Source organism: Aquamicrobium ahrensii (assembly GCF_040545755.1).
Taxonomy (GTDB): Bacteria; Pseudomonadota; Alphaproteobacteria; order Rhizobiales; family Rhizobiaceae; genus Mesorhizobium; species Mesorhizobium ahrensii.
In genome coordinates, this window is the sequence record NZ_JBEPMN010000002.1 from 62831 (window position 1) to 76128 (window position 13298).

At 65.1% G+C, this 13298-nt stretch carries 11 protein-coding genes; 5 read left to right on the top strand and 6 right to left on the bottom strand.

Annotation, left to right across the window (positions count from 1 at the left end; genetic code table 11):
* Window positions 1–57 precede the first annotated feature (57 nt).
* Both ABID44_RS03225 and scpB read left to right on the top strand, forming a co-directional pair.
* A complete protein-coding gene (locus tag ABID44_RS03225; protein WP_354150245.1) occupies window positions 58–1032 on the top strand; it encodes a DUF1403 family protein in 975 nt (324 codons plus the stop codon).
* Window positions 1029–1736: an SMC-Scp complex subunit ScpB gene (gene scpB / locus ABID44_RS03230; protein ID WP_378226383.1), complete on the top strand. Its 708-nt coding sequence runs from the start codon at window positions 1029–1031 to the stop codon at window positions 1734–1736. The genes ABID44_RS03225 and scpB overlap by 4 nt, the downstream gene beginning before the upstream one ends.
* A gap of 20 nt (window positions 1737–1756) precedes the next feature.
* On the opposite strand, the gene ABID44_RS03235 is transcribed toward scpB, so the two are convergent.
* The 3 genes from ABID44_RS03235 to ABID44_RS03245 are packed head-to-tail and all read right to left on the bottom strand — an operon-like array spanning window position 1757 to window position 6980.
* Window positions 1757–4759 carry an efflux RND transporter permease subunit gene (locus tag ABID44_RS03235; protein WP_378226457.1) on the bottom strand — a complete coding sequence of 1001 codons (3003 nt, stop codon included), beginning with the start codon at window positions 4757–4759 and terminating at the stop codon, window positions 1757–1759.
* A gap of 56 nt (window positions 4760–4815) precedes the next feature.
* Complete coding sequence (locus ABID44_RS03240; RefSeq protein ID WP_354150576.1) at window positions 4816–5898, bottom strand: efflux RND transporter periplasmic adaptor subunit; 1083 nt, start codon at window positions 5896–5898, stop codon at window positions 4816–4818.
* Window positions 5899–5900: 2 nt separating this feature from the next.
* On the bottom strand, window positions 5901–6980 hold the full coding sequence (locus ABID44_RS03245) for an efflux RND transporter periplasmic adaptor subunit (protein WP_354150247.1): 1080 nt from the start codon (window positions 6978–6980) through the stop codon (window positions 5901–5903).
* Window positions 6981–7432: 452 nt separating this feature from the next.
* On the opposite strand from ABID44_RS03245, the gene tauA reads away from it, so the two are divergent.
* From tauA to ABID44_RS03260, 3 genes are all read left to right on the top strand, one after another.
* The gene (gene tauA / locus ABID44_RS03250) at window positions 7433–8464 is read left to right on the top strand and encodes a taurine ABC transporter substrate-binding protein (protein ID WP_354150248.1); all 1032 of its coding nucleotides are present in this window, start codon (window positions 7433–7435) and stop codon (window positions 8462–8464) included.
* A gap of 118 nt (window positions 8465–8582) precedes the next feature.
* A complete protein-coding gene (locus tag ABID44_RS03255) occupies window positions 8583–9395 on the top strand; it encodes a taurine ABC transporter ATP-binding protein (protein ID WP_354150249.1) in 813 nt (270 codons plus the stop codon).
* Complete coding sequence (locus ABID44_RS03260) at window positions 9388–10215, top strand: ABC transporter permease subunit (RefSeq protein WP_354150250.1); 828 nt, start codon at window positions 9388–9390, stop codon at window positions 10213–10215. Before ABID44_RS03255 ends, ABID44_RS03260 begins: the two co-directional genes overlap by 8 nt.
* Before the next feature lie 205 nt (window positions 10216–10420).
* On the opposite strand, the gene ABID44_RS03265 is transcribed toward ABID44_RS03260, so the two are convergent.
* Genes ABID44_RS03265 through ABID44_RS03275 form a run of 3 tightly spaced genes read right to left on the bottom strand, consistent with a single transcriptional unit; the run spans window position 10421 to window position 13285 of the window.
* Entirely contained in the window at window positions 10421–11164 is a 744-nt protein-coding gene (locus ABID44_RS03265; protein ID WP_354150251.1) for an ABC transporter permease, read from the bottom strand.
* Between the two features lie 22 nt (window positions 11165–11186).
* On the bottom strand, window positions 11187–12125 hold the full coding sequence (locus ABID44_RS03270; protein WP_354150252.1) for an ABC transporter ATP-binding protein: 939 nt from the start codon (window positions 12123–12125) through the stop codon (window positions 11187–11189).
* A complete protein-coding gene (locus tag ABID44_RS03275) occupies window positions 12122–13285 on the bottom strand; it encodes an ABC transporter permease (RefSeq protein ID WP_354150253.1) in 1164 nt (387 codons plus the stop codon). The genes ABID44_RS03270 and ABID44_RS03275 overlap by 4 nt, the downstream gene beginning before the upstream one ends.
* Between the last annotated feature and the right edge of the window lie 13 nt (window positions 13286–13298).

The following is a 13298-nucleotide window of genomic DNA, read 5'->3' on the forward strand; positions in this document are numbered from 1 at the left end:
GTGCGGATCGAAACAGGTAATCTGTAACGATCCGCACGGTGCGGTTAAGCTCGCGCCATGAGAAAGCGTTCCGATTCGCTGCCGGGTTTCGAGCCGGCGCTGGCCATGCCGCAGGCCGTTCCGCGTCTGCCGGGCTGGATCGCCGTGCGCGGCGACGTCGCTGATCCTTCAACCGCTCTCTTCACTGCCGGAGCCGCCCTTCACGCTCTGGATGCTCTCGTGCGCGCCGGGCCGATCTGGGCCGGAGCCTGGCGCAACCGGCTGGCGCTTGAGTGCGCCGGGGGGGCCTGTCGTCTGGCCGGCCGCACCGAGACGCAGCAGGCCTTGCGCGATGCCTGGTATCTGTGCCCGAAAGGATCCGATCCGGGGCCAGCCGGCAATCTCTTCGCCGCATGGCGCAGGCTCGCCTCGCACCGGCCGCATGTCGACGCCGAAACTCTGGCGACGCTGGGCGATCTGATGGGCCTGCCGGGCGATATGGACTGGCAGGCGCTGGCAGGCGCGGTCGAGGAAGCGGCGACGACCGGCAAGCCGGCTCCGGTCGCCGCTGCAACTGCGGCGGCGCGGGTGATGGCGCTGGAGCCCCGCGCGGAGCTGTTGTGCTGGTGGCTGGTCGATCTGGTGCTTGCCCGCAGTCTTGGCTGGGATCGGGCGACGCCGATGGCCATGGCTTTGGCGTTCGATCCGGTGTTGCGGGTTGAGGGCGGCCGATCGAAGCGCATCAGGCCGAACGATCCCGGATTCGAACAGGCGCTGTGCCTGGCCTGTGTCGAGGGTGCTGCGTCCGCCCTGCGGGATGCTGGGGTTCTGGCGCGCCGCGCGCAGCGTCTTCTGGAAGTCGCGCCGAAGCTTCGGGCCAAGGGCGCGCCCGATGCGCTCGATCTGTTGCTGGGCGACGACGCGGTGGCGGGCACGCTGGCCACGCGCCGGCTCTCGCGCTTCGCCTCGCGGCGGCTGTTCGCCCGGCTCGAACAGTTCGAGGCCGTGCGCGAACTGACAGGCCGCCCCAGCTTCAGGATTTATGGGCTGTGACCGTGGCCGCGGACCGGATACAGGACGAAGAAACAGCCCGGACGACGAAGCAACCGCCTTTGCTCGACACGGAGCTGGAGCATCTTCCGCCCGAACTGCGCTGGCGCGAATGGATGAGCCGGGTCGAGGCCGTGATTTTCGCGGCCTCCGAGCCGGTGCCGCGCGAAGTGCTGGCCAAGGTGGTGGGGCGCGACTGCAATCTGGACCTCATCATCGACGACATCCGGGAAGAGTTGCGTGGCCGTCCCTACGATCTGGTCAAGGTCGCCGGCGGCTATCAGCATCGCACACGCCCTGCCTTCGCCGATGCGATCCGCGCCGCTTCGGGGCAGGCCACGGGAAAGACCAGCCGCCCGCTGTCGCAGACTGAAGCGCTGGTGCTGATGACCATCGCCTATTTCCAGCCGATCACCCGCGCCGAGCTTTCGTCCTTCTTCGCAAGAGAGATAAGCCGCGACCTGATCGGAGTGCTGCGGGGGCAGGATTTCATCGCGTCGGGACCGCGCAGCCCGACGCCAGGCGCGCCCTACACTTATGTGACGACCAAAATCTTCCTGTCGCATTTCGGGCTCGATACGTTGCGCGACCTGCCCGATTTCGAAGCGCTGGAGGATGCCGGCCTGCTTTCGAAGGACAAGCTTCTGGCCGGTGAAATCCCGATCTCGATGGCGACGGAAAGCGAAGTGCAGGACGCGGAAGAATAGCTGCCGCGTTCTGGCCGTGGTCAGGCCTCCGCTGTCTCCTCACGCGCCGGCTCCTTCACCCGATGCCACGCCACGTAGAGCGCGGGCAGGAACAGCAGCGTGATCGCGGTGCCGGCTATGATGCCGCCCATCATGGCGAAGGCCATCGGCCCCCAGAACACTTCGCGCGAGATGGGGATCAGCGCCAGGCTGGCCGCGGCGGCGGTCAGCGCGATGGGGCGCATGCGGTGGGTGGAGGCGTTCACCACTGCGTCCCACGGATGCTCGCCTTCACGGATATGCTCCTCCACCTGCACGATCAGGATCACCGAATTGCGGATCAGGATGCCGACCAGCGCCAGCACGCCCAGTATGGCGACGAAGCCGAGCGGCTTGTCGCTGAGCAGCATGGCGACCGATACGCCGATGATGCCGAGCGGCGCCACCGCCACCACGAGGAACAGGCTCTGGAAGCTTTGCAGTTGCAGCATCAGAATGGTCGCCATCACGAACAGCATCAGCGGCACGACGTCCACGATCGGCCCCTGGCTTTTGGCGCTTTCCTCCACCGTGCCGGCCGTTTCGACATTGTAGCCGGCCGGTAATCCGGCCGCGAAGGCGTCGACCTTCGGCGAGATGTCCTTGACGATGGTGTCGGGCATGGTCTTGTCGACGATGCCGGCGGAAATCGTGATGGTGGGAATGCGGCCCCGCCGCCACACCACGGGTTGCTCCAGCTCATAGCGGAAGTCGGCAATGGCGGCCAGCGGCACGGAGCTGCCGGTGCCCGTGGCGATCTGGAGATTTTGCAGCGTCTCGATGGAATTGCGTTCGGCTTCGCGCGCCCGCACCACGACATCGACCAGATAGGTGGCGTCTCGCACCTGGGTGATGGCGATGCCGCCGACGACACCGTTCAGGGTGGTGGCGATGTCCTTGGAGGATATGCCGAGCTTGCGCGCCTTGTCCTGCAACACGTCGACGCGCACCACGCGGCCGGGTTCGTTCCAGTCGTAGGCGACGACGCCGAGCCGGTCGTCGGTGTCGAGAATGGCGGAGAGCTGCTGGGCGTAGCCGCGCAGCGTCTGGATGTCCGGTCCCGAGACGCGAAACTGGATCGGACGGCCGACTGGCGGCCCCAGCTCCAGATATTTGACGAAGGCGTCGGTGCCCACGAACTCGCGCCGCAGCGTCTCGTTGAACTGCTGGCGCAGCCTGTCGCGCGCCTCGATATCTTTCGCCACGACCACCATCTGGCCGTAATAGGGGTTGGAGAGCTGTACGTCGAAAGCCAGCACAAACCGCACCGCTCCCTGACCGACATAGCTGCTCCAGTGGTCGACATCCGCATTGTCCCGGAGCACGGTTTCCTCGAAGCGGACCATCTGTTCGCGGGTGTCGGCGATGGAGCTGTTCTCGGGCAGCCGCCAGTCGATCACCAGTTCGGGTCGGTCGGATTCGGGGAAGAACTGCCGTTCGACGAACGTCATGCCGAAGAGGGCGATCGCGAACAGGACGACGGTGGTGATGATCGTCACCCAGCGGAACCGCATGGCGGCGAGCAGGGCGCGGCCGAAGGCCCGCATCACCGGGCCTGCTTCCCCGGCCTTGTGTTTCAGCTTCGCCGGCAGCAGCGTGACGCCCAGCAGCGGCGCAAACAGCACCGCCACGATCCACGACACCAGCAGCGACACGCCGATCACTATGAACAGCGTATAGGTGTATTCGCCCGCCTGGCTGGAATTGAGCCCAATGGGGATGAAGCCGGCGATCGTCACCAGCGTTCCCGTCAGCATCGGGAAGGCTGTGTGCGAATAGACGTAGGTGGCCGCCTTGTTGAGCGGATCGCCTTTTTCCAGCCGCGCCACCATCATTTCCACGGCGATCATCGCATCGTCGACCAGAAGGCCGAGCGCGATGATGAGCGCCCCGAGCGACACGCGCTGGAGCGAAATGTCCATATAGGACATGGTGAGGAAGGTGATGGCGAGCACCAGCGGGATCGACAGCGACACCACCAGCCCGGCGCGCACGCCAAGGCTGACGAAGCTCACCGCAAGCACGATGACGACGGCTTCGAACAGCGCCTTGGTGAAACCCGACACGGCGTGATCGACCACTTCCGGCTGGTCGGCCACCTTGGTGACGGCGATGCCGACCGGCAGGTCGTTCATGGCCTTTTGCATCAGCTCTTCCAGCGCCTGTCCGAATTCCAGCAGGTTGCCGTTCGGCTTCATGCCGATGGCGAGCCCGATGGCCGTCTCGCCATTGACCCGGAACAGGGATTTTGGCGGATCGACATAGCCGCGTGTGATCGTCGCCACATCGGAAAGACGGAAGAAGCGGTCGTTGACGCGCAGGTTCACCGCGCGCAGATCCTCTTCCGATGTGAACTGGCCGCTCACCTGCACGCTGATGCGTTCGGGCCCCGCCTGCACCACGCCCGATGGCGTAATGGCGTTCTGCGCCTGCAGACTGTCGAGGATCGCCTGCTGGTCGAGGCCGAGCGCCGCCACCTGCCGGGTCGAGAATTCCAGATAGATCGCCTCGTCCTGCGCGCCGATCAGTTCCACCTTGCCGGCGTTTTCAATGGTCAGGATGCGCGAGCGCACCTCTTCGACATAGTCGCGCAACTGGCGCATCGACAGGCCGTCGGCGGTGAAGGCGTAAATGTTGCCGAACACGTCACCGAAACGATCGTTGAAATAGGGACCGTACACGCCCTCCGGCAGGCTGGATCGGATATCCTCCAGCATGTTGCGGACCCGCACCCAGCTCGGCTCGACGTCCCTCGCCTTGACCGTGGGCTTGAGGTTGACGAACACGACCGACTGGCCGGCGGTGGTGACGGAGCGGGTGAAATCCAGCCCGTCCAGTTCCTCCAGCTTCTTTTCGATGCGGTCGGTAAGCTGGTTGAGCGTTTCCTCGACCGAAGCTCCGGGCCAGTTGGCCTGCACCACCATGGTCTTGATGGTGAAATGCGGGTCTTCCTCGCGGCCGAGCTTCACATAGGAAGCGACGCCGGCGATCAGGAAGACGGCCATGAAATACCAGACCAGCGAACGGTGGTTCAAAGCCCAGTCGGAAAGATTGAAGCCCTTCAATTCCGCTTTCCTTCGCCCTCAAGCCGCACGTTCTGGCCTTCCGACAGTTCATGCACGCCGGCTGTCACCACATAGCTGCCCACCGGCACGTCATCGGTGACGAAGCCATCGCGCCCGCGTTGCGCGACGGTGACCGGCTGGCTCTTCACCTGAAGGGCCTGCGGGTCCACCAGCCATACCGAAGCCGTTCCGTCCTTCTCCATCAGCGCGCTGGCCGGCAGCACCACCGGCGCGGGGCCGGCCGCCCGGTGCGCCACGCGCACGGTCGCGCCAAGCCGGAAGCCCGGATCGGGCTCGTCGAGCGCGATCCGCAGCCGGCGAAGACGCGTCTGCGGGTCCGCCTGGGGAGACACTTCGCGGACCGTGCCCCTGCCGGTTACCGAAGGGTCGGCCTGCAACCGCACCTCGAACTCCGTTCCCGGCGTCAGCAGTCCGTTCAGCGTATCCGGCACGTCGACGACGGCTTCACGGATGTCGGGACGCGCCACGGTCAGCACCGGCTGGCCGGCGGCGATCGTCTCGCCGACCTCGGCATGAACGGCTGAAACGACACCATCGAAATCCGGGCGAAGCTGGGCGTAGCCGCGCTGGTCCTCGGCCTTGCTGAGGCCGGCGCGCGCCTTTTCGAGGCCTGCGGCCGCGCTGTCGCGCGCCTGGCGGGCCGCATCATAGATCGCCTGCGAGACGCTGTTGACGGCCAGCAAGGCGCGCTGGCGTTCTTCACTGGCCGAGGCGCTGGCAAACTGCGCTTCGGCGCTGGCGAGGTCGGCGCGCGCCGACTGCATGGCGAGATCGAGCGCCGCCGGATCGACCGCCGCGACAACCTCGCCTTTCCCGACCAGATCGCCGACGTTTACGGGCCGGCTGGTGATGCGGCCAAGCACGCGGAAGGCAAGTGCTGCGCTGTAGCGGGGTTCGATCGTTCCGGTGAAACCGGTTTCGACACTCGCGTGAGGCTCGACCACGGTATAGATCACCGGGCGCGGCGGGGTTTCCTGCTGCGGCGTTTCCACCTCGCCGCAGGCGCAAAGCAGCGCCAGCGGTGCGCAGACAAGCAGCAGATGCAGGAAGCGCGTCATGCTCACTGGCCTTCCTGTTCGGCATCTGAATCCAGAATTTCGACGACCTGACCCTGATGCAGCATCTGGCCGCCCTTCACCACCACGGTCATGCCTTCCTCCAGTCCGGAGCGCAGGATGAGGCGTTCGCGCTCATAGGCGAGAACCTCGACGGGAACGCGGCTTACGACACCGGTTTCCGGCGCAATGCTCCACACCGCCGGGTTTCCCGCGTCGGAGGTCAGCGCGCTCCATGGCAGCGCCACCGCCTGCGCCTGCGGCAGATGCACAGCGGCGGTCACTACCGTCCCGAGCGTCATCTGCGGCGGCGGATCGACGATCTCGACCTTGACGCGCACCGTGCCCGTGCGCGCATCGACGACCGGCGAGACTTCGCGCACGCGCCCCCGAGCCCTGATCGAGGGATCGGAGAGCAGGGTGAGCGTAACCGACGTTCCGGGAGGGCCATGATTGACGAGCGTCTCCTGCACGTCGAGCACCACGTCGCGCCCTCCGTCCTCGGCGAGGGTGAAGACGGGTTGCGCCGCCTGCACCACCTGTCCCACCTCGATATCGCGTGAGGTGACGATGCCGGCCGAAGGCGCGCGCAATTCGGTATAGGAGAGCTCGTCGCGGGCATTCTCCAGCGCGCTGTCGGCGCTGGTCCGGGTGTTTGTGGCCGTCAGCCATTGCTGTTCGGCCTGATCGAAACGGCTTCTTGTGGTGAAGCCCTGATCGAGCAATTGCCGCTGGCGCTGATAGGCGGCCTCGGCTTCGACAAGCATCGCCTGCGCCGCATCGCGCGAGGCCTGGGCGGCGCGCAGATTGGTCTGCTGCTCCGCATCGTCCAGCCGCGCCAGAATGTCGCCGGGCTGAACATGCGCGCCGACATCGGCGATGCGCTCCACGATCTGGCCGCTGACCCGGAAGGAAAGATCCACATTCAGCCGGGCATGGATATCGCCCGCCAGTTCCAGCGGTGCGGCATAGCTTGAATATTCAACCTTCTGCACCGTCACCAGCAGGTTTTCGGCGTGGGCGGTGGTGAAAGAGCCGATCATGGCGAGCGCGCCAAGCAAGGGAAAGCACAAGTTGCGTGACAATGGCCCTGACCCCATCATTGATCCTGCACTATCTGGTCCGCGTCGCGCACCTGCGCTCCCTGCACTCTTCAGGCAGCGACGGCAGCACTAGCATTTAGCGGGTTAAAAATCTCAAAGGAAACATCGCTCATCGCTATTCGTTCCGACCGTCGTCCACTCCGCCACACGGTCGCGGAAGGCGGCTCGGGTGGCCGGATCGTTCCGTCTGTCTGCACATTTAAGCAGAGCGGAAGAACCGGCTTCAAGATTCCGCGCCGGATATTGGCGCCGCGCATTCAGGCGTGGATATGATATAGTGTCTCGTGGCCATATCTGGACTCATTGAAGTTTCAGATTGGATATAAGGTGAGGGCATGGGCTCACCTAAAGTCAGACAGGCTAGAAAAACGACCGGCAAAGGTTGCGGCTTGGGGCGGACCATGAATTTCCGCAGTTTCAATGGGAGAAAATCAATGACACCATTTCAGGCACTGAAGGGAATTGCCCGCGTCGCCACGGTGACGGCGTCGGTCCTCTATGCGGGGGCGGCATTCGCCCAGACGACGATTGTCGTGGGTTATCAGCAGATTGTCGGCCCGTTTGTCACCGCCATCGCCGACGGCCGCTTCGACGAGGCGCTGAAAGACACCGGCTTCAAGGTGGACTGGCGCCAGTTCTCGTCCGCAGGCGATATTTCCACCGCGCTTGCGTCCGGCAACGTGCCCATCGGCGTCATCGGCTCGACGGGAGCGGCCGCCGCCGCCACTCGTGGCGTCGACATGCAGCTTTTCTGGATCCTCGACAATATCGGCAAGTCCGAAGCGCTTGTGGCCCGCGAAGGCTCCGGCATCGAGAAGCCGGAAGATCTGAAGGGCAAGAAGGTGGGCGTGCCATTCGTTTCGACCTCGCACTTCCATCTGCTCGTCGGCCTGGAGAGGGTGTGGAACATCGATCCGCGCGAGGTCAACATCCTCAACATGAAGCCGCCGCAGATCGTGGCCGCATGGCAGCGCGGCGACATCGACGCCGCCTATGTGTGGCCCCCGGCTCTGACCGAAATCCTGCAAAGCGGCAAGGTCATCTCGGACTCCGAAGTGATCGGCAAGGAAAGCGTTCCGACCTTCGACGGTATCGTCGTGGATCGCAAATTCGCCGCCGACAATCCGGATTTCATGAACGCCTTCACCAAGGTTCTGGCCGACGCTTATGACGACTATGCCGCGAACAAGGACAAATGGACGGCGGACTCGGCCGAGGTGCAGAACATCGTCAAGCTGATCGGCGGCAGCCCCGAAGGTGCGGTCGAAGCCTTGCAGTTGCTGGTTTTCCCGACGGCCGAGGAACAGGCCTCCAACGCATGGCTCGGCGGCGGCGCCGACAGCGGGGCGGTGCAGGCTTTCACGGAAAGTGCTAAGTTCCTTGTCGAGCAGAAGCAGATCGACCACGCGCTGGAGGATTACACCCCCCACGTGAACGCGGATTTCGTGACGTCGGCTGCGAAGTAACAATTGAAATACCTGCCGGCGGCGACTGCCGCCGCCGGTTCTGTTCTTTCCATACGGGTCCGTCACGGTCCTGTAGCCCCGGCGCATGCCCGTAGGACACGACGCGAGAAGGCAAGACATGGAAACGCTCAACGTAAGCAATGTGAACCTGACCTATCCGGGGCTTCATTCGGATGAAGCGGTGATCGCGCTAAAGGGCGTCAACGTGACGATCAACAGCGGCGACTTCGTGGTGGCGCTCGGCGCATCCGGCTGCGGCAAGACCACGCTGCTCAACCTGATGGCCGGTTTCATGGCGCCGACCGCCGGCGAGATCACGCTGGGCGGCCGCCGCGTCACCGGGCCGGGCGCCGACCGTGGCGTGGTGTTCCAGAAGCACGCGCTGCTGCCCTGGCTGAACGTCATCGACAACACCGAATTCGGCCTCAAGCTCCAGGGTGTTCCAAGGGAACAGAGGCGCGAGCGCGCCGTGCGCAATCTGGCGCTGGTCGGCCTTGAGGACTTCCACCGGCACATGATCTATCAGCTTTCCGGCGGCATGCAGCAGCGTGTCGGCATTGCTCGGGCGCTGACCTGCGATCCGGCCATGCTTTTGATGGACGAGCCGATGGCGGCGCTCGACGCGCTGACTCGCGAGACCATTCAGGAACTGCTGCTCAGGGTCTGGCAGCACACCCACAAGATGTTCTTCTTCATCACCCACAGCGTCGAAGAGGCTTTGTTCCTCGGATCGCGTCTCATCGTGATGTCGCCGCGACCGGGCCGTATCACCCACACCTACGAACTCGATTTCAACCGCCGTTTCCTCGAAAGCGGGGATGCGCGCGCAATCAAGTCCAGTCCCGACTTCATCCAGATGCGGGAAATCATACTGGGGATCATCTATGGCGACGAGCGAGCATCAGGAAATCCGGAGCTGGTCAATGCTTGAGCGGCTGTCGAAGGCTAAGTCGGCGAAGCCCGGCAAGATCTACGGCGCGCCGGGCGAGGGCTATAGCAGCCACATCAGCCTCATAACGGCGCTGGTGCTGATTGCGGCCTGGTTCCTTATCACCTCGATGGGCTGGGTCAGGCCGCTGTTCCTGCCTTCTCCAATCGCCGTCTACAACAAGTTCATCCTGGCGATGACCGAAGGTGTGGCGAACTCGACCCTGGTCGAACACACCCTTGCCAGCCTCGGTCGCGTCTTCGGCGCCTTCGCGCTGGCGTGTGTGACGGCCATTCCGATCGGCATCATGATGGGCGTCAACCGCTTCGTGCGCGGCGTGCTCGATCCGATCATCGAGTTCTATCGCCCGCTGCCGCCGCTGGCCTATCTGCCGCTGGTCATCATCTGGCTGGGCATTGGCGAGTTTCCCAAGGTCTTCCTGATTTTCCTGGCGATCTTCGCGCCGATGGCCATCGCCGCCCGCGCCGGCGTCCGCTCCGTCTCGACCGAACAGATCCACGCCGCCTATGCGATGGGCGCGACCAGCCGCCAGGTCATCTTTCAGGTCATCATGAAGGCGGCGCTGCCCGAAATCTTCACCGGCATGCGCATCGGCATCGGCGTGGGCTGGACGACGCTGGTCGCCGCCGAAATGGTCGCCGCTAGCCGCGGCCTCGGCTTCATGGTTCTGAACGCCGCCGAATATCTGGCCAGCGACACCGTCATCATGGGCATCATCGTCATCGGCGTGTTCGCCTTCGCTTTCGACCTGCTCATCCGCTACCTGGAGAAGATATTCATCCCCTGGAAGGGGCGCGTCTAGAGCCTTTCCAGCAAAGGTGTGAACAGCTTTGCGCCTGGAAATGCGGTTGCAATAAAGAGATAGAGCGGTTCTGTCGATTCAAGTGAAGACCGGAACCGCTCTAAAAGCGTATCGCGATCTTTCAGATTCGCTCCCTACGCTTTAAGTTCTTGTTTTTACGCATGTCCCTGCCCCGAAACCGGTTTCCCCTTTCGGGCGACAGGCTCTAGCGATCCCGTCCCATGCGCCGCGCCGCCATGCGCTCCACCGCCAGAAACCCGTCATGGATCAGTACGGCGATCGCCGCCACGATCAGCCCGCCTTGCAGGACGAAGGCCAGATTGTTGGACAGCAGACCCGCAATGATGACTTCGCCCAGCGTTTTTGCCGCGACCGTGGAGCCGATGGTCGCGGTGGCGAGGCTGATGACAACCGACAGCCGGATGCCGGCAAGCATCACCGGCAGGGCGAGCGGCAGTTCGACCTTCAATAGCCTTTGCGCCGGCGTCATGCCCGCGCCACGCGCCGCCTCGACCACATTGGCGGGCAGGGTGGTGAGCCCGGTCAGCGCGTTCTCGAAGATCGGCAGGAGCCCGTAGAGAAACAGCGCGATCAGCGTCGGCTTTTCGCCGAAGCCGACCGCCGGCACGGCCAGCGCCAGCACCGCCACCGGCGGGAAGGTCTGACCGATGTTGACGAGGCTGCGCGACAGCGGCAGGAATTCGGTTCCGAACGGACGCGTGACGAGGATCGCCAGACCGACGGCGACGACGATGGCGCCAAGCGTGGCGATGGCGACGGTTCGCAGGTGCAGGAGCGTCAGCGTCAGCAGATCGCCCTGATTGTAGATCGCCGGCGCGTTGTTCTCGGTGAGCGGTTTCAGCAGGGGCTCGAACCAGCCGGGGTTGGTCACGAAAACGACCAGCAACGCCAGAAGCGCCAGCCGGGCAAGTGTCGGCAGCCACTTCATGCCAGCTCCCTCACGCCCGATCTCACGCAGGACACGCGGCCAGCCGGACCAGTCCGTCCACGGTGACCCTGCCGATCAGCCTTCCGTTGGCGTTTCGCACCGGCAGGGCCGGCCGGCCGGACCACAAAAGCTCGGCCAGCGCGTCGCGCTGGCTGGCGTCGTCGGCGATGGGCTCGCCTTCGGCCCTGCCTTCCTCCACTGCGTCGCCGACGCGGCCGAGCGAGAGCAGCCGGAACGGCTTTTCGCTGGCCCCCACCAGCGTGTCGACGAAGGTGCTCGCCGGATGCGCGAGAATCCGGTCCGGCGTATCGTATTGCAGCAGCCTGCCGCCATCCATCACGGCGATGCGGTCGCCCATATGCACGGCCTCCTCCATGTCGTGCGTGACCAGCACGATGGTGGTGCCGAGGCGCTTCTGGATCGCCAGCAAATCTTCCTGCGCCTTGGTGCGGATGATCGGATCGAGCGCGCCGAACGGCTCGTCCATGAGCAGCACGTTCGGCCCCGCCGCCAGCGCGCGGGCGACGCCGACGCGCTGCTGCTGGCCCCCCGAAAGCTCGTGCGGATAGCGGCTGGCGAACTCGGCCGGATCGAGCTGGAACAGGCTCATCAACTCCTCGACACGGGCCCTGATGCGTTCGCTATCCCACCCGAGCAGCAGGGGCACGGTCGCGATATTCTCCGCCACCGTGCGGTGCGGGAACAGGCCGTGGCCTTGTATCACGTAGCCGATGGAGCGGCGCAGTTCGTAGCCGGGCAGCGAGCGGTTGTCCGCGCCGTCAAGCCTGATTGCTCCGGCGCTCGGCTCGACCAGCCGGTTGATCATGCGCAGCAGGGTCGTCTTGCCCGAACCCGAGGTGCCGACGATGACGGTGACGCTGCGCGGCTCGATGACCATCGAAACGTCGTCCACAACCGTGATGTCGCCGTAGCGCTTGGTGATGCCTTCGATCTCGATCACGACGAGGCCCCGCTTTTCTGGATGGAGGTGAGTTCGACGACGGCGTCGAGGACGATCGCGGCTGTGAAGGCGAGCATCACCGTGGGCAAAGCGCCCAGCAGCACGAGGTCCATGGCCGTCTGGCCGATGCCCTGGAACACGAACACGCCGAAGCCGCCGCCGCCGATGAGGGCGGCGATGGTGGCGAGGCCGATGTTCTGGACGAGCACGATGCGGATGCCGGTGAGGATCACCGGCAGGGCGAGCGGCAGTTCAACGCGAAACAGACGCTGGCGGCTGGTCATGCCCATGCCGCGCGCCGCGTCGTTGGCTGCGCGCGGCACGCCGGCAAGCCCGACCACCGTGTTGGCCACAACAGGCAGCAGCGAATAGAGGAAGAGCGCCAGGAAGGCGGGCGCGGTTCCGATGCCGCGAATGCCGAGCGCGGCCGCGCCCGGCGCATTGGCCGCAAGCCAGCCGAGCGGTGCGATCAGCAGCCCGAACAGGGCGATGGAAGGGATCGTCTGGATGATGTTCAGCACGTTGAGCACGCCGGCGCGCAGCGGGTCGACGCGATGGCACAGGATGCCGAGCGGCAGGCCGACGACGACCGCTGCGGCCAGCGAGCCGAGCGCGAGCGTCAGATGCTTGCCGCCCTCGGTCCAGAAACTATCGGCGCGGTTCGTGTATTCCTTGAGGATGGAAAGGCTGTTCCAGCTGCCCGAGGCGAGCAGCAGGCCAAGCGCGGCAACCGCGGCGGCGAGCGCGGCGACACGAGCCCATGGCGAAAGCGAGAGGCGCGTGAGAACATCGGCGAGCAGGAGCGCCAGGGCGAACACGAGCAGCCAGAACCCGTGCGCCGGGGAGATGCGGGCATAGCTGTCGCCTTCCGGCGTGAGGAAGGAGCCAGCCAGCCCGATCAGCACGGCAACGGCTGCGAGCGCGATGACGCTGGCGACAAGGCGAAGCAGGAGGGGCGTGCGCAGGAGGGCGACGAGCGCTGCGGCGGCGACAATCGCCGTCAGCGTCCAACCGGCGGCCGGCGGCAGCGCTTCCAGCATCGACCGCGCCTCGCCGGGCACGATGCGGTTGGCGCGGAAGGTGGCGAAGGGGGCGACAAGACAGGCATAGGCGGCGATCGCGGCGATCACCACGCCGAGCTTGTCGAACCGGATGCCCACCGCCGCGCCCTGC